General features: G+C 39.7%; 28 protein-coding genes and 1 pseudogene. 23 read left to right on the top strand and 6 right to left on the bottom strand.

All coding sequences use genetic code 11. The features are described 5' to 3' along the window. Nucleotides 1-48 precede the first annotated feature (48 nt). From ilvD to ACZ07B_RS01855, 8 genes are all read left to right on the top strand, one after another. The gene (ilvD, locus tag ACZ07B_RS01890; RefSeq protein WP_009967560.1) at nt 49-1,725 is read left to right on the top strand and encodes a dihydroxy-acid dehydratase; all 1,677 of its coding nucleotides are present in this window, start codon (nt 49-51) and stop codon (nt 1,723-1,725) included. A gap of 108 nt (nt 1,726-1,833) precedes the next feature. Beyond that, on the top strand, nt 1,834-2,268 hold the full coding sequence (gene brxA, locus ACZ07B_RS01885; protein WP_003230794.1) for a bacilliredoxin BrxA: 435 nt from the start codon (nt 1,834-1,836) through the stop codon (nt 2,266-2,268). Nucleotides 2,269-2,309: 41 nt separating this feature from the next. Continuing rightward, nucleotides 2,310-3,083, top strand: coding sequence for a class I SAM-dependent methyltransferase (locus ACZ07B_RS01880; RefSeq protein ID WP_024572098.1), 774 nt, complete (start codon nt 2,310-2,312; stop codon nt 3,081-3,083). A gap of 259 nt (nt 3,084-3,342) precedes the next feature. Beyond that, on the top strand, nt 3,343-3,954 hold the full coding sequence (locus ACZ07B_RS01875) for a YpjP family protein (RefSeq protein ID WP_080529448.1): 612 nt from the start codon (nt 3,343-3,345) through the stop codon (nt 3,952-3,954). Nucleotides 3,955-3,971: 17 nt separating this feature from the next. After that, the gene (locus ACZ07B_RS01870; protein ID WP_003230797.1) at nt 3,972-4,505 is read left to right on the top strand and encodes a phosphatidylglycerophosphatase A family protein; all 534 of its coding nucleotides are present in this window, start codon (nt 3,972-3,974) and stop codon (nt 4,503-4,505) included. An 83-nt stretch (nt 4,506-4,588) separates the two neighbouring features. Then, on the top strand, nt 4,589-5,383 hold the full coding sequence (locus tag ACZ07B_RS01865) for a thymidylate synthase (protein WP_464876848.1): 795 nt from the start codon (nt 4,589-4,591) through the stop codon (nt 5,381-5,383). Continuing rightward, complete coding sequence (dfrA, locus tag ACZ07B_RS01860) at nt 5,380-5,886, top strand: dihydrofolate reductase DfrA (RefSeq protein ID WP_015383909.1); 507 nt, start codon at nt 5,380-5,382, stop codon at nt 5,884-5,886. The genes ACZ07B_RS01865 and dfrA overlap by 4 nt, the downstream gene beginning before the upstream one ends. Further along, nucleotides 5,887-6,507, top strand: coding sequence for a lysophospholipid acyltransferase family protein (locus ACZ07B_RS01855; protein ID WP_024572094.1), 621 nt, complete (start codon nt 5,887-5,889; stop codon nt 6,505-6,507). Nucleotides 6,508-6,545: 38 nt separating this feature from the next. On the opposite strand, the gene trhA is transcribed toward ACZ07B_RS01855, so the two are convergent. Both trhA and ACZ07B_RS01845 read right to left on the bottom strand, forming a co-directional pair. Further along, nucleotides 6,546-7,187, bottom strand: a complete 642-nt coding sequence (gene trhA / locus ACZ07B_RS01850) for a PAQR family membrane homeostasis protein TrhA (RefSeq protein WP_004398522.1) — start codon at nt 7,185-7,187, stop codon at nt 6,546-6,548. Between the two features lie 20 nt (nt 7,188-7,207). Next, nucleotides 7,208-8,203 (bottom strand): sigma 54-interacting transcriptional regulator, encoded by a 996-nt coding sequence (locus ACZ07B_RS01845; protein ID WP_033884735.1) that lies wholly within the window; start codon nt 8,201-8,203, stop codon nt 7,208-7,210. 248 nt (nt 8,204-8,451) lie between these two features. Between ACZ07B_RS01845 and ilvA the strand changes: the two genes are divergently transcribed. The 7 genes from ilvA (at nt 8,452) to ACZ07B_RS01810 (ending at nt 13,819) form a co-directional block, all read left to right on the top strand. Then, nucleotides 8,452-9,720: a threonine ammonia-lyase IlvA gene (ilvA, locus tag ACZ07B_RS01840; RefSeq protein ID WP_217019556.1), complete on the top strand. Its 1,269-nt coding sequence runs from the start codon at nt 8,452-8,454 to the stop codon at nt 9,718-9,720. An 85-nt stretch (nt 9,721-9,805) separates the two neighbouring features. Next, nucleotides 9,806-10,057: a YpmP family protein gene (locus ACZ07B_RS01835; protein ID WP_004399020.1), complete on the top strand. Its 252-nt coding sequence runs from the start codon at nt 9,806-9,808 to the stop codon at nt 10,055-10,057. Nucleotides 10,058-10,203: 146 nt separating this feature from the next. Beyond that, on the top strand, nt 10,204-10,785 hold the full coding sequence (gene scuA / locus ACZ07B_RS01830; protein WP_024572006.1) for a cytochrome c oxidase assembly accessory protein ScuA: 582 nt from the start codon (nt 10,204-10,206) through the stop codon (nt 10,783-10,785). A 77-nt stretch (nt 10,786-10,862) separates the two neighbouring features. Next, on the top strand, nt 10,863-11,630 hold the full coding sequence (locus ACZ07B_RS01825) for an SGNH/GDSL hydrolase family protein (RefSeq protein WP_003245956.1): 768 nt from the start codon (nt 10,863-10,865) through the stop codon (nt 11,628-11,630). Between the two features lie 9 nt (nt 11,631-11,639). Beyond that, nucleotides 11,640-12,203, top strand: coding sequence for a YpmS family protein (locus tag ACZ07B_RS01820; protein WP_015251867.1), 564 nt, complete (start codon nt 11,640-11,642; stop codon nt 12,201-12,203). Nucleotides 12,204-12,215: 12 nt separating this feature from the next. Then, nucleotides 12,216-12,410 (top strand): protein YpmT, encoded by a 195-nt coding sequence (gene ypmT / locus ACZ07B_RS01815; RefSeq protein WP_017696912.1) that lies wholly within the window; start codon nt 12,216-12,218, stop codon nt 12,408-12,410. Between the two features lie 71 nt (nt 12,411-12,481). Continuing rightward, entirely contained in the window at nt 12,482-13,819 is a 1,338-nt protein-coding gene (locus tag ACZ07B_RS01810) for an MATE family efflux transporter (RefSeq protein WP_024572007.1), read from the top strand. 49 nt (nt 13,820-13,868) lie between these two features. Here ACZ07B_RS01810 and ACZ07B_RS01805 read toward each other — a convergent pair whose 3' ends face one another. Continuing rightward, the gene (locus ACZ07B_RS01805) at nt 13,869-14,294 is read right to left on the bottom strand and encodes a MarR family transcriptional regulator (RefSeq protein ID WP_004398634.1); all 426 of its coding nucleotides are present in this window, start codon (nt 14,292-14,294) and stop codon (nt 13,869-13,871) included. A gap of 131 nt (nt 14,295-14,425) precedes the next feature. Here ACZ07B_RS01805 and msrA point away from each other — a divergent pair, with 131 nt between their 5' ends. Both msrA and msrB read left to right on the top strand, forming a co-directional pair. Next, a complete protein-coding gene (gene msrA, locus ACZ07B_RS01800) occupies nt 14,426-14,959 on the top strand; it encodes a peptide-methionine (S)-S-oxide reductase MsrA (RefSeq protein WP_153256139.1) in 534 nt (177 codons plus the stop codon). Further along, entirely contained in the window at nt 14,960-15,394 is a 435-nt protein-coding gene (gene msrB / locus ACZ07B_RS01795; RefSeq protein WP_024572009.1) for a peptide-methionine (R)-S-oxide reductase MsrB, read from the top strand. Between the two features lie 43 nt (nt 15,395-15,437). Here the strand turns inward: msrB and ACZ07B_RS01790 are convergent. Continuing rightward, nucleotides 15,438-16,058: pseudogene (locus ACZ07B_RS01790) on the bottom strand (polysaccharide biosynthesis protein); the annotation flags it as partial. A 15-nt stretch (nt 16,059-16,073) separates the two neighbouring features. Beyond that, on the bottom strand, nt 16,074-17,720 hold the full coding sequence (locus ACZ07B_RS01785; protein ID WP_464876847.1) for a recombinase family protein: 1,647 nt from the start codon (nt 17,718-17,720) through the stop codon (nt 16,074-16,076). Between the two features lie 810 nt (nt 17,721-18,530). On the opposite strand from ACZ07B_RS01785, the gene ACZ07B_RS01780 reads away from it, so the two are divergent. The 6 genes from ACZ07B_RS01780 to ACZ07B_RS01755 all read left to right on the top strand — a co-directional run bounded on the left by ACZ07B_RS01780 (nt 18,531) and on the right by ACZ07B_RS01755 (nt 23,600). Next, nucleotides 18,531-18,728, top strand: coding sequence for a hypothetical protein (locus ACZ07B_RS01780; RefSeq protein WP_406900677.1), 198 nt, complete (start codon nt 18,531-18,533; stop codon nt 18,726-18,728). 466 nt (nt 18,729-19,194) lie between these two features. Continuing rightward, nucleotides 19,195-19,560: a lactococcin 972 family bacteriocin gene (locus ACZ07B_RS01775; protein WP_051922666.1), complete on the top strand. Its 366-nt coding sequence runs from the start codon at nt 19,195-19,197 to the stop codon at nt 19,558-19,560. A 92-nt stretch (nt 19,561-19,652) separates the two neighbouring features. Continuing rightward, nucleotides 19,653-21,824, top strand: a complete 2,172-nt coding sequence (locus ACZ07B_RS01770) for a DUF1430 domain-containing protein (protein ID WP_464876846.1) — start codon at nt 19,653-19,655, stop codon at nt 21,822-21,824. Further along, complete coding sequence (locus ACZ07B_RS01765; RefSeq protein ID WP_268555353.1) at nt 21,821-22,441, top strand: ATP-binding cassette domain-containing protein; 621 nt, start codon at nt 21,821-21,823, stop codon at nt 22,439-22,441. The genes ACZ07B_RS01770 and ACZ07B_RS01765 overlap by 4 nt, the downstream gene beginning before the upstream one ends. Before the next feature lie 13 nt (nt 22,442-22,454). Next, nucleotides 22,455-22,664 carry a bacteriocin-like WGxF protein gene (locus ACZ07B_RS01760; protein ID WP_040082925.1) on the top strand — a complete coding sequence of 70 codons (210 nt, stop codon included), beginning with the start codon at nt 22,455-22,457 and terminating at the stop codon, nt 22,662-22,664. Between the two features lie 402 nt (nt 22,665-23,066). Continuing rightward, nucleotides 23,067-23,600: a GNAT family N-acetyltransferase gene (locus ACZ07B_RS01755; RefSeq protein WP_003230849.1), complete on the top strand. Its 534-nt coding sequence runs from the start codon at nt 23,067-23,069 to the stop codon at nt 23,598-23,600. A 125-nt stretch (nt 23,601-23,725) separates the two neighbouring features. Here ACZ07B_RS01755 and yokF read toward each other — a convergent pair whose 3' ends face one another. Next, nucleotides 23,726-24,616: an endonuclease YokF gene (gene yokF / locus ACZ07B_RS01750; protein ID WP_464876845.1), complete on the bottom strand. Its 891-nt coding sequence runs from the start codon at nt 24,614-24,616 to the stop codon at nt 23,726-23,728. Nucleotides 24,617-24,789: the final 173 nt, after the last annotated feature.

Genomic DNA, 24,789 nt, shown 5'->3' with positions numbered 1-24,789 from the left:
TCAAAATAAAATCCAATCAAATAATTGAAAGAATTTAGGAGGATCACCATGGCAGAATTACGCAGTAATATGATCACGCAAGGAATCGATAGAGCTCCGCACCGCAGTTTGCTTCGTGCAGCAGGGGTAAAAGAAGAGGATTTCGGCAAGCCGTTTATTGCGGTGTGTAATTCATACATTGATATCGTTCCCGGTCATGTTCACTTGCAGGAGTTTGGGAAAATCGTAAAAGAAGCAATCAGAGAAGCAGGGGGCGTGCCGTTTGAATTTAATACCATTGGGGTAGATGATGGCATCGCAATGGGGCATATCGGTATGAGATATTCGCTGCCAAGCCGTGAAATTATCGCAGACTCTGTGGAAACGGTTGTATCCGCACACTGGTTTGACGGAATGGTCTGTATTCCGAACTGCGACAAAATCACACCGGGAATGCTTATGGCGGCAATGCGCATCAACATTCCGACGATTTTTGTCAGCGGCGGACCGATGGCGGCAGGAAGAACAAGTGACGGGCGAAAAATCTCCCTTTCCTCAGTATTCGAAGGGGTAGGCGCCTACCAAGCAGGGAAAATCAACGAAAACGAGCTTCAAGAACTAGAGCAGTTCGGATGCCCAACGTGTGGGTCTTGCTCAGGCATGTTTACGGCGAACTCAATGAACTGTCTGTCAGAAGCACTTGGTCTTGCCTTGCCGGGTAATGGAACCATTCTGGCGACATCTCCGGAACGCAAAGAGTTTGTGAGAAAATCGGCTGCGCAATTAATGGAAACGATTCGCAAAGATATCAAACCGCGTGATATCGTTACAGTAAAAGCGATTGATAACGCGTTTGCACTCGATATGGCGCTCGGAGGTTCTACAAATACCGTTCTTCATACCCTTGCCCTTGCAAACGAAGCCGGCGTTGAATACTCTTTAGAACGCATTAACGAAGTCGCTGAGCGCGTGCCGCACTTGGCCAAGCTGGCGCCTGCATCGGATGTGTTTATTGAAGATCTTCATGAAGCGGGCGGCGTGTCAGCGGCTCTGAATGAGCTTTCCAAGAAAGAAGGAGCGCTTCATTTAGACGCGCTGACTGTTACAGGAAAAACTCTTGGAGAAACCATTGCCGGACATGAAGTAAAGGATTATGACGTCATTCACCCGCTGGATCAACCATTCACTGAAAAGGGAGGCCTTGCTGTTTTATTCGGTAATCTAGCTCCGGACGGCGCTATCATTAAAACAGGCGGCGTACAGAATGGGATTACAAGACACGAAGGGCCGGCTGTCGTATTCGATTCTCAGGACGAGGCGCTTGACGGCATTATCAACCGAAAAGTAAAAGAAGGCGACGTTGTCATCATCAGATACGAAGGGCCAAAAGGCGGACCTGGCATGCCGGAAATGCTGGCGCCAACATCCCAAATCGTTGGAATGGGACTCGGACCAAAAGTGGCATTGATTACGGACGGACGTTTTTCCGGAGCCTCCCGTGGCCTCTCAATCGGCCACGTATCACCTGAGGCCGCTGAGGGCGGGCCACTTGCCTTTGTTGAAAACGGAGACCATATTATCGTTGATATTGAAAAACGTATCTTGGATGTACAAGTGCCAGAAGAAGAGTGGGAAAAACGAAAAGCGAACTGGAAAGGTTTTGAACCGAAAGTGAAAACCGGCTACCTGGCACGTTATTCTAAACTTGTGACAAGTGCCAACACCGGCGGTATTATGAAAATCTAGACAGCTGGGGACACTTACTTCTATATTTTAAGGCGTGAACATTTGAAATCCGGCCCTCTCTATAGTATCCTTTACTTCAGATGAAGGATACTAGAGGGGGCTTTTTTTATGTCAATGGCTTATGAAGAATACATGCGCCAGCTTGTCGTACCGATGCGCCGCGAGCTGACTGGAGCAGGTTTTGAAGAGTTAACAACAGCAGAAGAAGTAGAAAACTTTATGGAAAAGGCAGAGGGCACAACTCTTGTAGTCGTTAACTCTGTATGCGGCTGCGCGGCAGGCCTTGCGCGTCCTGCGGCTACACAGGCAGTCCTCCAGAATGACAAAACACCTGACAATACGGTGACTGTTTTTGCGGGCCAAGATAAAGAAGCTACTGCGAAAATGCGTGAGTATTTTACTGGCCAGGAGCCTTCTTCACCATCAATGGCTCTTTTGAAAGGCAAAGAAGTCGTACATTTTATTCCGCGTCATGAAATTGAAGGACACGATATGGAAGAAATCATGAAAAATCTGACTGCTGCCTTCGATGCGCACTGCTAAATGCCCGTTTTCCGGGCATTTTCTTTTTGGGAGTACAGAAGATGATAACAACAAGCTATAGACCGTCTGAACACACCATAAAAACCGCAAAGCAGCTTTCTAAAGAGCTAAATATGCCATACTGCGGCCGGAATAAACAAACGGTTGAACACCTGCTGAGGTCAGCTGAACGTGATTTGCTTGTGGTCGGCAAAGAGCGGTTTGAGCTGTATACGAAACAAGGTGCCAAATTCTTTTTTCATCCGAATACAGCGATGTTTAGAGCCAAACGCTTCTTACAGGGAGAGCAAGAGCCTATGCTTCGGGCTGCCGGCTTATCTGAAGGGGATACGTTTTTAGATTGCACACTCGGGCTGGGGTCAGATGCCATTATCGCAAGTATGGCAGTAGGCGAAACGGGTTCTGTTGTTGGGATTGAAAAAAACCATCTTGTGTCTGTTTTAGTGAGGATGGGGCTGCATTCATGGGAAACGGGTATAGAAGAGCTTCAAACTGCGATGAGAAGAATCCAGGTGAAGAATGGTGATTGCTTAGAATACATCAAACAGCTTCCTGACAACTCTGTTGATGTGGTTTATTTCGATCCAATGTTTCATGAACCTGTAGAGACCTCTGACGGCATCGCGCCTTTACGTGATTTGGCAGAGGATTCAGTTTTACACGAAGGATGTATCAATGAAGCGGTACGAGTCGCCAGAAAAAGCGTTGTGCTAAAAGACCACTGGAAAAGTCCGCGGTTTGAACAGTTTGGTTTTAACGTCATGAAAAGAAAAACAGCACTGTTCCATTATGGCGTCATTCAAACAAGCCCGTGATTCATATCACGGGCTTTCTGTTAATCGGTGACCTCCATGACGACAAAGTATAATAATGTTAAGAGTGAAACTGTGGCAAACAGAGCGTCAATCATGCGGAAAGCCTCCTTTCATTGAATATTGTAAGCGTTTTTACACAAAGTGCATAGCAACGAATCTCCTAATTTGCATATCAGTTTCATATAGTACATGACTTGCATGTTTTGGATGTGCTAAAATAAGAGAAACATGACAATAAAATAGAGAGGAATAAGCAGTCATGAAATTGTGGATGAGAAAGACCCTTGTGGTTTTATTTACCATTGTAACGTTCGGGCTCGTATCTCCTCCGGCTGCCCTTATGGCGGACAAGCCTTCCGGACAGCCGAGCAGTCTTGAGCAGAATGATTACACCGCTTTTTATGATGAGCATGACCTGTACGATGATGAGTCGGATGACAGGCAAAATCCTGAACTGCTTTTTCAATCGTACAAGGAACAGCTCCTTGACAGCGCTGAGGATCAGTCCTTTTTAAAATTCGGCAGCAGAATCGCTCCGGTCATTGAGGATGACTATCGGAAAGAGATCCTGCCAAAAATCGAAAATGTGATTAGTGAATATTTAGCGACATTGCAAGATGATGAGGCGTACCAAGATGTTGTGATCTCAAGCATGCCTTCAGCGGGCAAAACGGAAAAAATTTTCAACGTTTACAATCGGACAACTGGAGAAGATCTTCTCAGATTCCATGTGCGAAGAGACCATCCGCCGCATGACGGCTACTGGTTTAATTTTCATTATCATACAGCAGAAGATGGATTTCAATCACATCATGAGCTTGGGAGCATTTACTGGGACCGCAACACGCCTCCCAACTGGATGAGTGCCTAAAGGAGATGCCATTAGACATGAAAAAGTACACAATGAATGAAATGGTCGATATAACAAAGGATATGCTGAACAAACGGGGCGTTATGATAGAAGATATTGCACGGATTGTTCAAAAACTTCAGGAAAAATACAATCCAAATCTGCCGCTTAGTGTTTGCATGGAGAATGTAGAAAAAGTCCTGAACAAACGTGAAATTATTCATGCTGTTTTGACAGGCCTTGCACTCGATCAGCTTGCAGAACAGAAGCTTCTCCCCGAACCGCTGCAACACCTTGTTGAAACGGATGAACCGCTTTACGGCATAGATGAAATTATCCCGCTTTCAATCGTTAATGTGTACGGGTCGATCGGTTTGACCAATTTCGGTTATTTGGATAAAGAGAAGATTGGAATTATTAAGGAACTTGATGAAAGTCCAGACGGTATTCACACCTTTTTGGATGATATTGTGGCAGCTCTTGCTGCAGCAGCGGCGAGCAGAATTGCCCATACGCATCAGGATCTGCAAGATGAAGAAAAAGAACAGGATGAAAAGCCTGTCGTCAGCTGACTATAAAAAAATCATTTCTGGGTTCAGAAATGATTTTTTATTGTGTTACACTACTAGAAGACTACTTTTAAAGGATGAAAAAAATGAAACAGTATAAGGATTTATGCAGACATGTTTTAGAGCATGGTGAGAAAAAGGGAGACCGGACAGGGACCGGAACAATCAGCACTTTCGGATATCAAATGAGATTTAATTTACGGGAAGGCTTTCCGATGCTCACCACTAAAAAACTCCACTTTAAATCAATTGCGCATGAACTGCTGTGGTTCTTAAAAGGAGATACGAATGTACGCTATCTGCAGGAAAACGGAGTGCGAATCTGGAATGAGTGGGCTGATGAAAACGGTGAACTTGGACCTGTATATGGCTCCCAATGGCGTTCTTGGCGGGGAGCTGATGGAGACACCATTGATCAAATTTCCCGTCTTATTGAAGATATTAAGACAAATCCGAACTCCAGACGCTTAATCGTCAGCGCCTGGAATGTTGGTGAAATTGATAAAATGGCGTTGCCGCCGTGCCATTGCCTGTTCCAATTCTATGTGTCTGACGGCAAGCTGTCCTGTCAGCTGTATCAGCGCTCTGCCGACGTTTTCTTAGGTGTGCCGTTTAATATTGCATCTTATGCCCTGCTAACCATGATGATTGCTCATGTGACTGGGCTTGAACCGGGCGAGTTCATCCATACGTTTGGTGATGTTCATATCTACCAAAATCATATTGAACAAGTCAATTTGCAGCTGGAAAGAGATGTTAGACGGCTTCCGAAGCTTCGTTTCGCCAGAAAGGTTGATTCTATTTTCCACTTTGCATTTGAGGACTTTATCATCGAGGATTATGATCCGCATCCTCATATAAAAGGGGCGGTCAGCGTATGATTTCATTCATTTTTGCGATGGATGCCAACAGGCTTATCGGCAAAGACAATGATTTGCCGTGGCATTTGCCCAATGATCTTGCATACTTTAAGAAAGTAACATCGGGCCATTCAATCATTATGGGCCGGAAAACATTTGAATCGATCGGACGTCCGCTTCCAAATCGGAAAAATATTGTCGTTACCTCAGCGCCGGCTTCAGAATTTCCGGGATGCACGGTTGTCAGTTCATTAAAGGATGTACTGGACATTTGTTCAGGCCCTGAAGAATGCTTTGTGATCGGAGGGGCTCAGCTCTATACGGACCTGTTCCCTTATGCGGACAGACTGTATATGACGAAAATTCATCACGAGTTTGAGGGTGACCGTCATTTCCCTGAATTTGATGAATCCAATTGGAAGCTGGTTTCTTCTGAGCAGGGGATCAAAGACGAAAAAAACCCGTATGATTACGAATTTCTAATGTATGAAAAAAAGAATTCTTCTAAAGCGGGAGGATTTTAATTGGTTCGCTACAGCCTTCTAGTGGTTTATATTGTGTATATGCTGTTAAAAAATATGAAACAATTATTTAATCAAACAATGCTCGATCCCCGTCTGTCATACAAAAAACAGATGACTCTTGTGTACGAACAGCCAAAGGCGTTTTTGGAAGGCTGTATCGGCATCTCCGGTTCAGTTGTGACAATCCATCAGCCAGAGCCAATACCACACGGTCCTGTTTTGTATGTGCATCCCCGTTTGCGTTTGGCTGAACTGGCCTTAATTGCTGGATATATTGAGGAACCGGCCGGCTTTATCGCCAACCCAAAAGTGTTCCGCTTGCCTTTTATCGGGCAATGGCTGGATCGGATGGATGTGATTTCAGACGGTGATTCAGAAAAGGTATATGAAGATGTAACAAAACAGCTGGAAAAGGGACAAAGCCTGATTCTTTCACTAGATGGTTCTATTGATCCTATAGAACTTGCGGCCCGCTATCATCTTCCGTTGGTGATGGTGGAAACGAAAGGAACAGATAACATGCAAAAGGGCTCGTTTTTTAAACGCTTAAAACCGGCAGACATTGAATTGTCCTTTTCAAAAGCTTATATACCTGCCAATGAAAAACAATTACGTGCATAAAAAAGCGCAGTCGTGAAGACTGCGCTTTTCTGTTACTGTTACGAAAGGAACGGCACCTTTACACAATAGAAGAGCACGCAGAAAAACATGGCAGCGCTCCCGCCCAATACAAAGCTGTGCCAAATGGCGTGATGGAAGGGGATCTTTTTCCAAATGTAAAAGATGGTTCCGACAGAGTATAAAATGCCGCCGAGAAAAAGGAGGCTGAATCCCGCTCCGCTCAGTGAAGCATATAAAGGTTTAACTGCAATAATCATCAGCCACCCCATGACTAAATACACGAAGGTTGACAATAGGATAAACCGTTTCACAAAGAAAATTTTAAAAACGATTCCGCCTAGGGCAAGTGACCATACGATAACCAACAGGGTAAAGCCGAGTGTGCCTTTCAGCGGTCCAAGCAAAAAAGGCGTGTAGGTTCCGGCGATGAGTACGTAAATCGCGCTATGATCAATAATCTCCAAAATGTCCTTCGTTTTTTTATGTGTGATGCTGTGAAGCAGTGTGGAGCTCAAATATAACAGCAGCATAGAGACACCGAATATCGTAAAGCTGACAATGTCCCATGCAGACCCGTAATTAGCCGCAAATATGATTAGAAACACTAATGCTGGGATGGATAAGAGGACACCGATGCCGTGTGTAATCGCATTGGCGATCTCTTCTTTGATTGTAAACAAGTACATTCTCCTTTCGATCGCTAGATCATTTGATTTTTTAACGTCTCTATAAAGCTCAAGCCCTCAAAGGTAATTTTTGTGCCTGCGCGTCCGCGGCTTTTGGTGACATAATCTTTTTTCTCCAAATAGTCGAGACGGCTTCTGACCTGCTGAGGAGTTAACGAGGTTTGGGTATTTTTGCTGTGTTCAGAAATGATCCGTCTGCTGGCAGGTTCTCCTTTTTCGTTCAATACTTTTATTGTTTCCAAAATAAACAAAAACTCAGCTTTTTCCATTAAAGTCAGCAGCTTCGCTTTTTTCTTCGACGTTTTTCCGTCTATCGCGCCTCTAATATATGGCGGCAGGTCATATGGCTGAATCGTTCCTCCGCTTGATACTGCCGCCATATAATCTGCAGCGTTTTTTAATTCCCTGACATTGCCTTCAAATGCATGCTTCTCAAGCACGGGAAAAACGGAGGGATCGATTAACAATTGCTGACCGGAATTTGAGAGAAAATGCTGTGTCAAAAGCGGAATATCGCTTTTTCGTTCCGATAATTCGGGCAGTGTGAGCGTTAAAATGTTCAGTCTGTAGAATAAGTCTTGCCTGAAGGTATGTTCCACGGATCGGTCTGCAGAAGCACAGATCATTCGCGGTTTCTCCGTGTCTGAATCAAGCGCTTTTAACAGCTGAGCTTGTACAGAAGCAGGCATGCGCCATACATCATCAAGAAAAAGGGTTCCTCGTACCGCTTTTTGAAAAACACCTGTGTTTCCGTTAGGGCCAAAAAGCTCATGAATAAGGGTTTCTTCCGAATGGGTGCTGCAATTGACGCTTATAAACGGTTCATTGCTTCTCGAAGATTCCAAGTGTATGGCATGTGCGAAGTGATTTTTGCCTGTTCCGATTTTTCCTGTTATTAAGACAGGAAGCTCCGATAACGAGAACTGCTTGGCGATTCGCTTCGCTTCCAGGAAAGTTTGATGTTCTCCGATTAGATGTTGAAATGTATTGAGTTTTGGTGCACTATTCATCAATTGGCTCCTTTTGGTTCTAATTGGTTTCATTATATCATGCCTTTTGGTTGAAAACACCCTTTATTTTACGATCATCTTTTTTCTTGGCTCTGCAGGATAATGGTTGAAAAGAAGTTACCACAAGATGTGGTGGACATAGTCTGTATTTTTTTAATTATTAAATAAAAATAATTGTCTTATTTTTTGAATATTCATGTTATAATGGCATATTAAATAGGGATTTAAAACAAGAAAGGAATCTGTACATGAAACCGTTGCTTAAAGAAAACTCTCTCATCCAAGTGAAAGACATTTTGAAGGCTCACCAAAACGTAAAGGACGTTGTCATTCACACACCTTTGCAGAGGAATGACAGACTTTCTGAGAGATATGAATGCAATATCTATTTAAAACGTGAAGACTTGCAAGTTGTCAGATCTTTTAAGCTCAGAGGGGCTTATCATAAAATGAAACAGCTTTCCAGCGAGCAGACAGAGAACGGAGTTGTGTGTGCAAGTGCCGGAAACCACGCTCAAGGTGTGGCATTTTCGTGTAAACATCTTGGCATTCACGGGAAAATTTTTATGCCGTCTACTACACCGAGACAAAAAGTATCTCAAGTTGAACTATTCGGAAAAGGATTTATCGATATTATTTTGACAGGCGATACGTTTGACGATGCGTATAAAAGCGCTGTTGAATGCTGTGAGGCGGAATCTCGGACGTTTATCCATCCGTTCGATGATCCGGATGTGATGGCCGGACAGGGAACGCTCGCAGTCGAGATTTTAAACGACATTGATACAGAACCGCATTTTCTTTTTGCAAGTGTCGGAGGCGGCGGCCTTCTCTCTGGGGTAGGTACATATTTGAAAAACGTGTCTCCTGATACAAAGGTAATTGCTGTTGAGCCGGCGGGAGCGGCATCCTATTTTGAATCAAATAAAGCTGGGCATGTCGTCACACTTGATAAAATTGACAAGTTTGTAGATGGGGCGGCTGTTAAAAAAATTGGCGAGGAAACCTTCCAGACGCTGGAAACTGTCGTTGATGACATTCTCCTTGTGCCTGAAGGAAAAGTATGTACATCCATTCTTGAATTATATAACGAATGTGCGATTGTTGCTGAACCGGCCGGAGCTCTTTCTGTCGCAGCGCTTGATTTGTACAAGGATGAAATCAAAGGAAAAAATGTGGTGTGTGTGGTAAGCGGGGGGAATAACGATATCGGAAGAATGCAGGAAATGAAGGAGCGTTCCTTGATTTTTGAAGGTCTTCAGCATTATTTTATCGTCAACTTTCCGCAAAGAGCGGGGGCGCTCCGCGAATTTCTTGACGAAGTCCTCGGGCCGAATGATGACATTACAAGATTTGAATATACGAAGAAAAATAATAAAAGCAACGGACCTGCTCTTGTCGGCATCGAGCTGCAGAACAAAGCCGATTATGGGCCGCTGATTGAACGGATGAACAAAAAACCGTTTCATTATGTAGAGGTGAACAAGGATGAGGACTTGTTCCATTTGCTGATCTAATTTTTTTACACAACCGCGCAAAATGACAGACAGCCCGGCTGGCATCATATATAATAGAAGAAAAACAAAAAAGAGGATTGATAGCTTGTTACTCAAAAGCCTAGAGTTCAAACGCGGTGACGGGATTCAGGTGAAAGTGACAGAAATACCTGTATTAAAGGAAGATGAGCACTATTTCTTTATGTTACATCACCATTTGCAATTCTACTTAAAAGAAGTGTTTTCATCAAACAGCAGGGCAAAAGTGTATTCTTTCCGACATTATATGAAGCGCCGGATGAAGTGGGCAGATTATCAGGCTGTATTTCATCAAGAGGTGTTAAAGCACAACGCGTAACATGCCGTTTTTTACCTGCATGCCCTCCTTTGTAATCGTTAATGGGAGGCATGCAGGATTTTTTTTGCTCAGTATCGAATACAAACATGGGACAGTAAGGACGGTTTTAGAAAGCGTTTTTATGCTGGCTGGAAAGGGTGGATGTCATGAAGGTTATCAAGGGGTTAACGGCTGGGCTGATTTTTCTGTTTTTGTGTGCATGCGGAGGACAGCAGATTAAAAATCCGCTCAATTACGAGGTGGAGCCTTTTACATTTCAAAACCAAGACGGCAAGAACGTTTCTTTAGAGAGTTTAAAAGGAGAAGTATGGCTGGCGGATTTTATTTTTACCAATTGTGAAACTATATGTCCGCCAATGACCGCTCATATGACCGATCTGCAAAAAAAACTGAAAGCCGAAAATATAGATGTCCGCATCATATCATTTAGTGTTGACCCAGAAAACGATAAGCCGAAACAGCTGAAGAAATTTGCCGCAAATTATCCATTATCTTTTGATAACTGGGATTTTCTCACGGGATACAGCCAGAGTGAGATTGAGGAGTTCGCACTTAAGAGCTTTAAAGCGATCGTAAAGAAGCCGGAGGGAGAGGACCAAGTGATTCATCAATCTTCTTTTTATTTGGTAGGTCCGGACGGTAAGGTGCTGAAAGATTACAATGGAGTAGAGAATACACCGTACGATGATATCATTTCCGATGTGAAGTCAGCCAGTACACTCAAGTAAGCTAAGAGACTAGGCATTTGCAAATCTTCTAAAACATGATACACTTTCCACTAGTAGAATGGGAAGGAGCAACAAGATTGAAGCTGCGCATTTTTTCAATCATGGCCAGTTTGATTTTGCTTCTTACTGCGTGTACGAGCATACGTACATCATCTGAGGGAAAACAAAAAGCCCATGAAACGAAAACAAAAGAACACATTGTCATAGCGGCTGTCGGAGATTCGCTGACAGAAGGAGTCGGAGATCCCGACGGAAAGGGATATGTCGGCAAGGTGGCGGATTCTATCCGGTCAGATAAACAAGTCAAAACGGTCGACGTGAAAAATTATGCCGTAAAAGGGAACCGTTCGGATGATTTATTAGAAAAACTAAAAGATAAAAAGGTTCAAAAAGGCATAAAGGACGCAGATTATGTCTTTTTTACAATTGGCGGTAATGATTTGATGAAAATCCTTCGCCAAAACTTTCTGCAATTAACCGTTGAACCGTTTCAGGAAGCGGAAAAACCGTACGAAAAGCGCTTTGAAAAAATCATTTCTGAAATTCGCGAGCTGAATGATCACGCTGAGCTGATTTATGTCAGCATGTACAATCCGTTTACGTTTACATTATCAGAACTAAATGAAATAAATGGTGTCGTCACGGATTGGAACCATATTGCTGAAAAAGAGCTGAAAAAAGATAAACATGCAAAAATCGTTCATATCGAAGATTTGTTCAATCAAAAAAGTGACAGTAGCCGAATTTCTGAGGAGGATGATTTTCATCCTAATGGTACGGGTTATTCTCTTATCGCAAAGCGCGTCTATCAAGCCATTAAAAAAGAAGGATTACCGAAAGAGTAGGGTGACAGCATGAATAAGTGGAAGCGACTGTTTTTTATATTGCTTGCAATTAATTTTATCCTCGCCGCCGGGTTTGTGGCACTTGTTTTGCTCCCGGGGGAACAGGCTCAGGTGAAGGATTCATCTGAGAGCGAGTATGGATTTCAAGTGACAAGCACAAAAGAATCATTAGCTGCGTTTGTTAACTCATATTTAAACGACAAAGCATCAAACAAGCTTGATTATAAAGTAGAGATTGATGATGATGTTCATGTCGCAGGGAAAATCAAGGCATTTTCCACGTCTATTGATGCGTTTATCGCTTTTGAACCGACCGTGAAAAAAAACGGTGATGTAGAGCTGAATGTCACGAAATTTTCGTTAGGGAAATTGAGTATACCAATTAGCTTTGTGTTAAATTATATGGACAGCTTTTATGAATTGCCGTCATTTGTCCATGTTCACCCCGGAGATAAAAGCATTGAAGTGCGTTTGTCAGAAATGCCTTTAACGAATGGAATGTATGTCAAAGCGGATAAGATAAATTTAGAAAAAGATGAAATTGAGTTTTCCTATTACCATCCTAAACAATAGAGGTGACTGAAAATGAAACGGATTTACCAGTATTTCAGTTTATTATCCTTTACATTTTCCCTGTACTTCGGCTGGCTTGCTTATCATCATCTGACTGCTGAAGACATGGATCAAATGTATTTGAATGTTTCCTATTGTGCCTTGTTCCTAAGTGTGATGGTGTTTACATTCGGTATGCGAGACCGAAAAAAAACCGATAAGTCATGAAAAAAGAGACATGAAACAACGTCTCTTTTTTCGTGCGGTCCGAAGAAAATTTGAGAACACAAGGAGAAAAGATGAAAGCATACGATTTTACACAGGGGAACGTGCTGAAACAGCTTGTACTGTTTTCAATGCCTATTATGCTCGGAAACGCATTGCAGGTTTCCTTTCAATTTATAGACAGCTTGTGGATCGGCAATTTACTGGGGGCAAAGGCCCTTGGAGCAGCCGCGGTATCAAGCACGATTGTTTTGACCGTGCTGTCTTTTATTTTGGGCCTTAACAATGCGACGTTAACCATTTTATCTCAGCAAAAAGGAAAAGATGATGTAAAAGGAATGGCGTCGTATATTAACGCTTTTGTTGTTTTATTAACAGGCCTAAGCATCGGATTCGGCGTTGCCGGTTTTTTTCTCTCAGAGCTTTTGCTGCGTCTTCTAAAAACGCCGGAGTCAATGATTCCGCTTGCTGAGACGTATTTACAGATTCAATTTATCGGCATTTTATTTTTGTTTGGTTATAACTTTATCAGTACTGTGCTTCGTGCGCTGGGTGACAGCAAGACACCTCTCCGGTTTATTGCGTTTGCTGTTGTACTGAATACAGTGCTTGCGCCGCTCTTTATTTCTGTGTTCCGCATGGGAATAGCGGGAGCGGCTTATTCAACGATTTTGTCACAGGGCATTGCGTTTTTGTATGGGTTGTTTTATGTCATCAAACACAAGCTTGTGCCATTCTCGATTCCGAGAATGCCCAAGTGGGAAGAGTCCGCGCTGATTTTGAAACTCGGGATTCCGGCAGGTCTGCAGATGATGGTGATTACAGGCGGTATGATGGCGATTATGAGTGTTGTCAACTCATACGGAGATCACGTGGTATCAGGCTTTGGCGCGGTGCAGCGGCTTGATAGCATCATCACGCTTCCAGCAATGGCTGCCGGTACGGCCGTCAATAGTATGGCAGGGCAAAATATTGGAATCGGAAACGAAAAAAGAGTGGGAACAATTGCAAGGCTGGGTGTGATAGCTGTTATTTCCTGCATGCTGGTGATTGCGGTTATGATTTGGGTATTTGGTAAATATCTCATAAGGTTATTTATCAGTGAGCCCGATGCGGTCGCATTTGGTGAACAATATTTGAAGTGGATCGCGTTTTTCTACCCTTTTATTGGGATTAATTTTGTGCTGAACGGAATCGTCAGGGCCGCGGGAGCGATGCTGCAGGTTCTGGTATTAAATTTAATCTCGTTTTGGGTGTTGAGATATCCTTTCACAGCTCTATTTTCAGCTTGGCTTGGACAAAAAGGAATCGGGCTTGGAATCGGAATGAGTTTTTTATTTAGCAGCTGCGCGGCATTTTTGTATTATAGATATGGCCGCTGGAAAGCAATGAAGCTGTTTACTGAAAAATAAGTGAAGCACTGCGAAAAGCACATACCTATATATCGGTATGTGCTTTTTTTCACCGTTTTTTATCAAGTTTGCTGAAGAGCTCGATTAACGTGGCAAGTTCAGCATCAGTGTAGCAGTCAAAGCGTTTAAAGAAATATTCCGTTTTTTTCTCGTTAAAGTGCTGAAGGACTTTTTCGCCCGCTTCAGTGATATGAATGCGGATGATGCGTCTGTCTTCCTTCGATCTGATTCTCGTAATCCATTCCTTTTCTACCAGCGCATCGGTCACAGCCGTAATGTGGCTTGCCGATACCTCTAAAATAGGCGCAAATTCAGTGACTTTTTTAGGCCCTTGTTCACTGAGGATCCGAAGAATGGTGAATTCATTCCGCGACAGCTCTTTATCTAAAATTTCATTGATTTCATTGCGTATTTGTTTAAAGACTTTACGGAGTAAAGTTTCCATATCGTACATCATCTGTGTTCTTACTTTCAAATTTGTGAACCTCCATTACATAAGCATATTGCTTAAAACCTATAGATTTTATTGAAAAGCAGAATCATTTTCATTCTATTTTTACATGCTATAATATAATAATACCACGTATTAACAAAGGAGGCACCAGTATGTCTGAAAAAAAAGAAATCGCCACATTTGCAGGAGGCTGTTTTTGGTGTATGGTTAAACCTTTTGACGAACAGCCGGGAATTGAAAAAGTGGTGTCCGGGTATACAGGCGGCCATACTGAAAACCCTACGTATGAAGAGGTGTGCAGTGAAACGACGGGACATCGTGAAGCCGTTCAAATCACGTTTAATCCTGATGTATTCCCTTATGAAAAACTGCTTGAATTATTTTGGCAGCAAATCGATCCGACAGATGCCGGGGGGCAGTTTGCTGATCGCGGCAGTTCCTATCGCGCAGCCATTTTTTATCATAATGAAAAACAAAAGGAGCTTGCGGAAGCTTCCAAGCAACGTCTGGCTGAAAGCGGCATCTTTAAAGATCCGATTGTAACGGACATTTTAAAAGCTGAATCTTTCTATGAAGCGGAAGGCTACCATCAGCATTTTTATAAAAAGAATCCAGCACATTATCAGCGCTACCGGACAGGTTCCGGACGAGCGGGATTTATCAGCGAGCATTGGGGGGCTAAATAAATGGCGTACAATAAAGAAGAAAAATTGAAGTCATTAAATCGCATGCAATATGAAGTAACGCAAAATAACGGCACGGAGCCGCCATTTCAAAATGAATATTGGGATCATAAGGAAGAAGGGTTGTATGTAGACATTGTGTCAGGCAAGCCATTGTTTACATCCAAGGATAAATTTGATTCCCACTGCGGCTGGCCAAGCTTTACAAAGCCGATTGAAGAAGAAGAAGTGGAAGAAAAACTGGACACGAGCCACGGCATGATTCGCACAGAAGTAAGAAGCCGAACTGCTGATTCTCATCTTGGCCACGTATTTAATGACGGACCGGGGCCAAACGGACTTCGTTACTGCATAAATTCAGCAGCGCTGCGGTTTGTTCCGAAGCATAAGCTGAAAGAAGAAGGATACGAAAGCTATCTGCATCTCTTTAATAAATAAAGTGTTAAAAACAGGCCTGCCTAATGGATAGACAGGCTTGTTTTTATGCCTTTTTCTCTTGATGCAATTCTTCAATAATCTGAGCAATTCTTTCTTTCGTAATGAGCGGGGCTTGATCTGATTGATACCCAGGCAGATTGACTTTGCGAAAGTCAGGATGTTTTTCCGGCTCTGGAAGGATTGCATAAAGGTTGCCCCATTCATACAGTGATTCAATTTCATGTGGAGATGTTAATTCTTCGTGAAGCTTTTCACCTGGACGCTTGCCCACTTCTACTGCAGCCGGCCGCGGGAGCCCGTGCTGCGATGCATATTCTTCAAACCCATGAATCAGTTCTTCAAGTTTCAGTGATTCCATTTTGAAAATAAAGGTTTCTCCGCCTTTTGTAATAGCAGCTGATTGTAATGTCAATGTAGCTGCATCGTCTATTGACATGAAAAATCTGGTCATGTTTTTGTCTGTGATGGTCAGAGGTTCACCCTCCATCATCTGTTCAAATAATATGGGGATGACCGAACCTCTGGAACCGAGAACATTTCCAAAGCGGACCGAACAAAACAAGGTTCCTTTGTTTTGGACGTGGCGGTTTGCTTGATGAAACAGCTTTTCAGATAACAGCTTGGTGGCACCCATTGTGTTCACAGGAGATACAGCTTTATCTGTTTATTGAGATACTAACTACGAAAATGAGCTTTCCTTAGTATCAGTCAGCGTATCACCAGTTAAAAGACCGAACCTAAGAATAGGTGTTATTTCAAATTGTGCAGGCACTGGGCCTTTTCTTTTAGCTGTCATTTTAACAATTACTTTTTCTAATGCAATTCTGAGTAAGTGGTTTTTTTCTTCTTTATCATTTGATGTTTCGTAAATTTGAATCAAGTTTTTCATTTGGCTTCTGACTTTACTGATATCAATACCTGATTTAATATCTGCCAGACCATTTAACTCATCTTTAGCTTTTTTTAGTTCTTTCATTTCCTTATCCAATGTTGCTTTTCGCTGAAGAAAAATTTCGTCAGAGTATATACCACTTTCGTACTTATCAAAGATGAAATTCAGTTTATTTTGCAACTCTTTCTCACGTTGCTCGAATTGTTCATTAATCTGTTTTTGAGATTTGATGTTGTTTTTATTTTCGTGTGAATGCACCATGTCTTCAATATGATTTGTAAGTTCCTTATCATTTAATGATTTAAACAGTCTGAGATAATCTAATATTGCTTCTTCAACATCATTGTATCGGACATTCATACACTTGTTATTGAGACATCTGAGCACTTTAACGTGATATAAGCTTTCAGTACCGTTTTTGTTTTGTCTCTTTCTTTTAGCTTCATATTTTGACAATGGGCCACCACAGTCAGCACAAATACATACACCAGCTAATTCATTTAATTTATAATCGCTTCTATTTGGTAGCAAAGGTATTTTGTTTTCGATTTTTTTATTTGCTTCCTCGAATTGAACTTTATCAATTATAGGAGTGTGTGCGTCAGGTACAATTATTTGTTCATTCTCGGGTCTAATTGTTCTCTTGCCGTCCTTTTCTTTCTCTCTGACTTTATACTTAACAGTTCCTATATAAACTTCATTTTCAAGAATGGCTTTCACAGTGAATCGATTCCACTTTTTCTTTCCAGCAGGGGAGGGGATTTGCAGATTGGTCAAATGAGTGGCAATTGCATTGTAACTGTAATCCTTCCCGTTGAGACCATTCAAAAATAAATCAAATATTAGTTCAACAACCTTTGCTTCATCCTCAACTGGATCTAGTTTAGACGTCTTTTTGTTTAATTGGTATCCATAAGGTGCTAGTCCAGATATCCATTTTCCCTGTGCTGCATAAGTGTATTTAGCGCCTGTCATACGCTCCCTGGTCATTTCAAATTCTTCTCTAGCCATAAATAATTCAAAACGAATCTGGCGCATGTCTACAGGGTTTCTAGGGTCATAAACCTTATATGGTGTAATTATGATCAATCGTTTGCTTTGCAGAAGGTTGACAATTTGTCCTGCATCGCTATAACTCCCACGACTAAGTCTTGTTATTTCTTTAACAGCAATTGCCTGATATTTACCTTCCTCAAGATCTTTAAGACATTCTTTGAAAACAGGGCGACCCTCAATGCTTTCTCCTGATCCAATCTCCATTTTTAATTCATAAGGGATCTCAATGGCCGTAAGTATTTTATTCATAAGTTCTTTTTGTTCTGTGAGTGTGTCTTCACCTGTTCTTTTTTCTCGTTCCATGTCCTGACGAGAACGTCTAAGATAACCTAAAATATTTGTGATGTTGTAAGAATTGACAATGTTTTTTAACTCCAAAAATTTAGCACCTCTTTATTGTGTTTAATGTCAAAACAGAAGTATCTCTGTAAAAACATTCTATCTAACATTGAATACGAAAACAACAAAATAATTTGAAAGATTTGTATTCTTTGAATATAGATCTATCTAGTTTTAGATTTCGATATATGTGTTATGAATTCATAAATTAAATTAGACCTCATCTTTAATAGACGGGGTTTTTGTCCATTCACCGAAGTTCCTACGCATCTATTTAATGAGTGAGTTCATCGTGAGAGTGTGTCCATTTTTGAGATTACCCTTGCAGTTATTAATGATGGCTGTAAAAGTTTTTATCAGGACGTCGCAAAAACGAATACACCGATGGGGTTTTACTTATGAAGGGTGAAAAAAATTAGCGAAAAGGTTGTGCCATTTCGTATTTAACCTCGCAGTTAATAGTGACAGAAGAAATTCGCGCAACATTTATTCGACGTGCATATTATCGGTTGTGAAGAATTTTATTTCTGATGTCGCAAAATGACCATTACTGTACCCGTTTTATAAGTGTAGGTAGAAGTTCAAATGAATAGTTGTCCGTCTTGGAAAGTCTATACGCAACTTATAATGACGGAAAATTTTTTCGCTGAATTGTGCTGTTAGCAAAAGTCGCGAGTATCTATTGAAGGATATATGAGAGGGATGAATCATTGACTATGAGTAACTCTAGGATAAAACAAGGTTCTTCCACAGCCTTGTTAAATAACTCAACTAACTATCTATAATGCTTGTGTATGCCTTGATTAAACTTCAATAAAAGTCTAATGAAAATTATAGGGGGAAAGAATAATGGATCAAACACAAATCGCAATTTTATCACTAATCATCACTACTATCAGTATGATCGTAGCTCTATTAATTGCTCTATTCCCAAAACTATTTCCAGCAATCGGAACATTCCTGCTTAGTCTGAACCATTACGTATGGGTAATAATTCTTCTGCTACTTATTATTGCTGGGCAACAAATTTTTATTTATGTAAATTAGAATTTAAGTTTAATATACATATTTAAGAGGAGGTGATCTAAATAAAATTCACATTTTAAAGAGTTTTATGTAGAAAACATTCATAAAGTCACTCTGTTAATCAAGAGTGGCTTTTTTTCTTTTCCTCTATAACTAGATGATGCATATCTATCCCTGATTTGAGCGAAAAGTACTCAACTTTTCACGCTTACATCACCTAATGTCTTCACTTACTAATCTCATAGGAAATTTGAACTTGAAAAAGATTAAAAGTCATTGTATGATCAAATAAACCCAATAATTCCTTATATTGGGTGTCTGGAAAGGGGGGATATGGTAACATAATCAGTTTTTTTGTCGTGGTTCGTCATGTTGGTATTGAAGGTCTTTTCAACACGAAGTGACATAACTTTTTAAGTGTAATACTCATACTTAACAAGAAAGAACGCAATATATTTTCTTGTGAAAACAAAAAGGAGAGGTTATATTGAAAAAGAAGGTTTTTGCTTCAATGGTGTTGGGAGCTACTTTACTAGTATCATCTTCTGTCGTTTTTGCTAGTTCTTCAGATGAGGCTACACACGGAGAAGTGAACTTGGATGAAACAAGGGATTTAATACAAATAATGAAATTGACCAAAACCAAAGCGGGTGGCGGTACTTGGTATCACGGTTTCGAAGATGATCAAGTTAAATCTAATTACAATCATACTAAAAAGACTCACAAATCAAGTGCGAAGGCTGGCGGAGAAAGGTTCTTTTCATCTAAATGGAAGAAAAAAGATGAAGGGTATACCTACGCTTCAGTGTATGCAACTCTTTTTGGAAATAGGGCTTATTGGGATACGAAATAAAACAGACAATAACAAAGTGATTTTTAATCTACTTCCGGTGCCGTCAAAACTTGAATATAAGGCACCGGATTTCTTTTTATGGAGGCTATCCAATGAAGAAAACGATTTATATATTGTTCATTTTATTTTTACTCTCAATGAACATATCCAGCTATCACTACACTCTGAATAAGCAAGTTTTTTATACTTTATTCTCTAATAAACAAACGTTAATTATTAATTACAACAAAGCACAATTTAAAAGTGATGATTTCATTAAGGAAATAGCTGAATTTTCAAAGAAAGAGAAAGTGAATATTACTCAATACAATTTTTTAGACGAGAAGACTTTAAATATCTACGCTTCAAACCTTAAGAATGAACCTTCAATCAAAATAGGAGATAGGTTTATATCTAATTTCAATAAAACAGCAAATGAATCAGGTAAAAATTTAATTGGTACTATTGATTTCCCTTTATCAACATGGAAAATCAGATACTTCAATTTAAACCAAATAAACAACGTAGGGTTAGGAAATAGATTTTATATTTCATCTGAGGACGAAGATGTAATTGAACAAGCTAAAAAGCTATTCTCAGACTATGGTGATGTCAGTATTGAAGAAAACATCAGTTTAAATGACTCTGCTGTGTTCAGCACCGCATTGCTCTTGTTAGCTTTGCTTTCCATGCTAATCTTATTTATTGGCATCCTTTATTTCGTAATTAAAAATCGCAAGCAACTTCTCTTACAGAAGCTATGGGGGTATTCGAAAACCAAATCACTGTTAACTTTTCCAAAAATGTTTTTAAAACCACTTGTTATGATCATAATTTGCGGCGCCCTTCTCATTGTAATTCTGGCTTTTATATTCAACCTAAACGACTGGTTATCAGTGTACGTTAAAATGTACATGCGAAATGCACTGATTGCGACATTCTCAATCATGGTATACACAATTATTGTTACTTTGATTTTATATAACAACAGCAATATAAGCGCCACGATAAAAGGCGGTATACCATTTAAAAAGTTTCAATGGCTGTCATTGGGTTTTAAGTTAATTATAACAATCCTACTTTTTAATATTTTTGCTTCATCCCTCTCTAATTTGTTCGATTTAAAACAACGGCTAGACAATCAATCTTATTGGAATAAGACACAAACAATTTATAAAACCAGTTTTGCTGATACAGGTTTAAACTACAGTGACTTAAAAATTGATAGACAAAAAAACGAGAAGGTACGAAAGCTTTATCATGAATTAGAAAGACATAAAGATGCGTTTATAATGGATGCTCAAAACTATGGAATACTGAAAATGAATGGGAAAACTCCAGTTTATTTCTATACATTGAATACAACCAAAGAAAATGAAATTTATTCACCATCCGGAAGAAGCGTAACGATTAGTCCTAATTATTTAAAAGTAAACACCATTAAAGGAATTAACGGAAAAACGATTACTGAAAAAAAATTAACCTTCGATCAAAACACATTGAATTTACTTGTTCCAAAAAAATATGCTAAGTATAAAGAAAAAATCCTCAAAGCTTACAAAGATCAATTTTTCTTCGATAAGGTTGAAGTAGACAATATGTATAACAAAGAAATTCAGCAACCATTGAATACGCTGAAAAAAGACCAGTTGAAGATCAAAATAATATATACTCAAAATAATCAAGAATACTTCACTTACAATAGTATGCTCGGCAACAATAAAAACAATATTGTTGATCCAATTGCAATTGTATTCACTGATAATGTTGATTCATCAGTTATAGGTGCATATGCAACCTCAAGTTTATTCTTTTCTGATGCCTCAAAAGGTATGGCATATGACCACATCATCCCTTATTTAGATAAAACAGATACAAAAGAGCTGATTGGTTCTGCGATATCGGTCTATCAAGAATTAAGCGACCAAATAGCACGAATTCAAAATCAGTTCATCCAGAATCTAATTGGTTTAGCGATAACACTCATATTGTCAGTAGCCTTCCTTATCTCTTATATATGGTCATACTACAGCGCAAATGCTTATCGACTGTATCTTAAAGAGATATTTGGATATTCATACTGGGCTAGAAATAAGAGCTTAATCATATTGTCGACTGTGTCTAACTGTCTGATAGGAATCTGCTTTAGTATTTATTATAAAATATATGAATTAATAGGCTTGATTGTATTGTTCATTGGAATTGAGATGATTATTCTGTATTTCCTAAGCCTTTATTTGAACAGGAAAAACATGAATAAGATTTTAAAAGGAGACAGATTATGATCGAACTTAAAAGCATATCCAAAAGCTTTGATGGAAAATCAGTTCTTTCTAATTTTTCAATTAACATAGAGGAAAATGAATTCGTTTCTATTGTTGGCAAGAGCGGTTCTGGCAAAACCACTCTTCTAAATATAATCAGCCTCTTAGATTATCCAGATGAAGGTAAAGTTGTGATTTTAGGCTATGAAAATCCTAAATCTAAAGAGGTGATGAAGTTAAGGAGAGAGAATTTAGGATATATCTTTCAAAATTATGTGCTGATGGATAATGAAACTGTATTAACAAATTTATTGCTCTCCACAGCATACGTAAAAGACTTTGACAAAAACAAGCTATCTGAAGCTCTGGAGATGGTAGGCTTAGATAAAAGCTTTTTAAAGAAAAAGGTATACCAGTTGAGCGGTGGTGAGCAACAGCGTGTAGCAATAGCCAGGGTTATTCTAAAACCATGCGATATCATTCTGGCCGATGAACCGACCGGGAACCTTGATGAGTACAACAAGAACATTATTCTTTCTCTTTTCCATCAGTTGAAAGAAATGGGGAAAACAATCATATGTGTAACGCATGATCCAGAAATAGCTAACTGCTCTGATAGAGTAATAAATCTTTCGTAAGGAGTTGTTTTTAATGAAACATATTACTTTTGCAATTTCTACAAGTATCCTGATTATTATTACCGGTATTGTTCACAGGGTTATTTTTAGACTATTTGGATTTCCATTTGATGAAGCGCTTGTCTTCTGGGGCGGGTTTGTAGTTGTTTATTTTGTTTTAGCTTTGATTGCTTCCTTACTCTTTAGAAATGTTGGTTCTAGTAGCAGAAGATATCAAGCGTAACTCAATCTGGTCATTAAACAATAAAATATATCTTATCTTGAATACATCCTAAATATAAAGTATCCTGTATATGTATCATAGGGGTTTAACAGCCACTATAACGCCAGAGAGCTCCCTCACATAGCTCTCTGGTTCTTTTAATTTATAGGCTGTTTTTGCATAAAGACCATCGTGAAGATAAAAATTTTAAAAATGAACTCAAGTAATCTAAGGGAATAAAATAGTGAAGTTGATCCCAAATACGCAAATTTCATACAATAAGTACATACTAATCTGTTTATTAAACTTACGTGTGGAGCTGGGTAAGTAAATGTTCTTAATGGTTTCGGTCATTAAGGGAGTGCAATTTATAGGATGAAGAAAAATCTTATGGTAATTAATTAAAAGAACAGGAGACTATGAATGGAATTCTTAATTAGACAAGAACTCACACATGAATATAATACGACTGAAGAAATTGTTAAAAGAGCTTTTTTAAATGAAGAATATAGTGACAAGAAAGAGCATTTACTTGTAAATAGGATTAGAAAATCAGATGCATTCATTCCTGAACTTTCATTGGTCGCATTAAATCAAGATAAAGATATCGTAGGCCATGTCCTTTTATCTAAAATAAAAATCATAGATGGCGATAACACTGTCGATTCTTTAGCACTTGCTCCAGTTTCTGTTGCGCCTGATTATCAGAAAAAAGGAATTGGGAGTAAATTAATTCGTACTGCGTTAAAAAACGCAATAGAGCTTGGTTATCGTTCAGTAATTGTTTTAGGACATAAAGATTATTATCCAAGGTTTGGTTTTAAGCCAGCTAGCTTATGGAATATAAAAGCCCCATTTGAGGTGCCTGATGAAGTGTTTATGGCTCTAGAATTAGCAGATAATTCTCTTGAAGATGTGCAAGGTATCGTTAATTATTCAAAAGCTTTTTTTGAGTAAAGAATCAGATGATTGATTAGATATTGTTAAAAAGAGGTTGTCCCGAAATTTTTTAAATCTGTGGATAGCCTCTTTTTGTGTAAAGAGCCCTAAAAATAAAAAAGAAAGCCGCAAAGGGCTTTCAATTAGCGTTCACATGCATAGTTGTCATGATCCCTGTCCATTTTAGATTGGTAAGCAGGGTGGGAGCTAGGCACTCCATTCGGATATTTCTTTCTTAACTCTGTGCAATTTTTAAATGTTTCTGTTTCTCCAGTTGTCTCTGAAGAAGCTTCTTTTTCAGTTGTAGTCGAAGCTTCATCTGATGCCTTTGGAGTTGTAGGCTGTTTAGCTGCCGGTTTAGACGTTGTTGCTTTTTTAACTGCAGTGGTTTTCTCATTCACACAGACATTAAATCCTCGGTCGGTCACATATCCATTCTTGCTCCAGATTGAAAGCTTCTCTGATTTTGCTTCCTGCTCGTCTTTCTTAAATTGGTCTATGTATTTGGTGTTTGGCTCATATACATATGCTACTCTAGCCAATCCCTCTTTTAGCAATGTTTCCTGAACAGATTTGCCGTCAACATAAACGTAAGCTAACAGTCTTCCATACTTATCTCTGCGATCGCCTTTGTCAAACTCCAGCTGCAGCTTACCACTGCTGACCAATTCTTTATTTCGTTTTGATGCATCTTCACCGTACGGTTGAACACATGAATCTGGTTTCTTCGTCTCAGGTGTGTCTACAAGCAAGTAACGAACCGTGTCTATATTTCCGTTGTAGCTAACTTTAATTGTGTCACCATCAACAGCTCTATCTAGAGTAACATCGACCAATTCCTTTTTGTCTTTTTCCTTAGATTTGTCAGCAGTTATTTCTTTAGCAGCTTCCTTTTGGCCTGTTTTCTTTTCTACATCCGTAGATGCTTGTGGCGTTTCTTTTTCTGTGCTTACTTTTTCAGAATCATTTGAGCTGCAGGCTGCCAACGATAAGCTCAAAGTGAATGCTGCAAAACCTAATAATACTTTCTTCAATTTCATTTCCCCTTTTAGAATGTTTGTTCTCTATTTATATCGGTAAACCATCAATAATTATAATCCTGTATCCAATTATTGTGAATTTAATTTTTCCTTAATATCATCGCATTTCTCTTTAAAACATCCAGGCGTATGTTAAAATTTTACTGAATTCATAGTCAAAAGGGGAA

It is taken from the genome of Bacillus sp. 9.4 (assembly GCF_055486415.1).
Note: the sequence above shows the minus strand (reverse complement) of the source record. Positions and strands in the feature narration are given on the sequence as shown.

What these genes read in the sequence shown, in the direction of transcription:
- ilvD (WP_009967560.1), top strand. Translation starts at nt 49, where the DNA reads ATGGCAGAATTACGCAGTAATATGATCACGCAAGGAATCGATAGAGCT.
- brxA (WP_003230794.1), top strand. Translation starts at nt 1,834, where the DNA reads ATGTCAATGGCTTATGAAGAATACATGCGCCAGCTTGTCGTACCGATG.
- ACZ07B_RS01880 (WP_024572098.1), top strand. Translation starts at nt 2,310, where the DNA reads ATGATAACAACAAGCTATAGACCGTCTGAACACACCATAAAAACCGCA.
- ACZ07B_RS01875 (WP_080529448.1), top strand. Translation starts at nt 3,343, where the DNA reads ATGAAATTGTGGATGAGAAAGACCCTTGTGGTTTTATTTACCATTGTA.
- ACZ07B_RS01870 (WP_003230797.1), top strand. Translation starts at nt 3,972, where the DNA reads ATGAAAAAGTACACAATGAATGAAATGGTCGATATAACAAAGGATATG.
- ACZ07B_RS01865 (WP_464876848.1), top strand. Translation starts at nt 4,589, where the DNA reads ATGAAACAGTATAAGGATTTATGCAGACATGTTTTAGAGCATGGTGAG.
- dfrA (WP_015383909.1), top strand. Translation starts at nt 5,380, where the DNA reads ATGATTTCATTCATTTTTGCGATGGATGCCAACAGGCTTATCGGCAAA.
- ACZ07B_RS01845 (WP_033884735.1), bottom strand. Translation starts at nt 8,203, where the DNA reads ATGAATAGTGCACCAAAACTCAATACATTTCAACATCTAATCGGAGAA.
- ilvA (WP_217019556.1), top strand. Translation starts at nt 8,452, where the DNA reads ATGAAACCGTTGCTTAAAGAAAACTCTCTCATCCAAGTGAAAGACATT.
- scuA (WP_024572006.1), top strand. Translation starts at nt 10,204, where the DNA reads ATGAAGGTTATCAAGGGGTTAACGGCTGGGCTGATTTTTCTGTTTTTG.
- ACZ07B_RS01820 (WP_015251867.1), top strand. Translation starts at nt 11,640, where the DNA reads ATGAATAAGTGGAAGCGACTGTTTTTTATATTGCTTGCAATTAATTTT.
- ypmT (WP_017696912.1), top strand. Translation starts at nt 12,216, where the DNA reads ATGAAACGGATTTACCAGTATTTCAGTTTATTATCCTTTACATTTTCC.
- ACZ07B_RS01810 (WP_024572007.1), top strand. Translation starts at nt 12,482, where the DNA reads ATGAAAGCATACGATTTTACACAGGGGAACGTGCTGAAACAGCTTGTA.
- msrA (WP_153256139.1), top strand. Translation starts at nt 14,426, where the DNA reads ATGTCTGAAAAAAAAGAAATCGCCACATTTGCAGGAGGCTGTTTTTGG.
- msrB (WP_024572009.1), top strand. Translation starts at nt 14,960, where the DNA reads ATGGCGTACAATAAAGAAGAAAAATTGAAGTCATTAAATCGCATGCAA.
- ACZ07B_RS01780 (WP_406900677.1), top strand. Translation starts at nt 18,531, where the DNA reads ATGGATCAAACACAAATCGCAATTTTATCACTAATCATCACTACTATC.
- ACZ07B_RS01770 (WP_464876846.1), top strand. Translation starts at nt 19,653, where the DNA reads ATGAAGAAAACGATTTATATATTGTTCATTTTATTTTTACTCTCAATG.
- ACZ07B_RS01765 (WP_268555353.1), top strand. Translation starts at nt 21,821, where the DNA reads ATGATCGAACTTAAAAGCATATCCAAAAGCTTTGATGGAAAATCAGTT.
- ACZ07B_RS01760 (WP_040082925.1), top strand. Translation starts at nt 22,455, where the DNA reads ATGAAACATATTACTTTTGCAATTTCTACAAGTATCCTGATTATTATT.
- ACZ07B_RS01755 (WP_003230849.1), top strand. Translation starts at nt 23,067, where the DNA reads ATGGAATTCTTAATTAGACAAGAACTCACACATGAATATAATACGACT.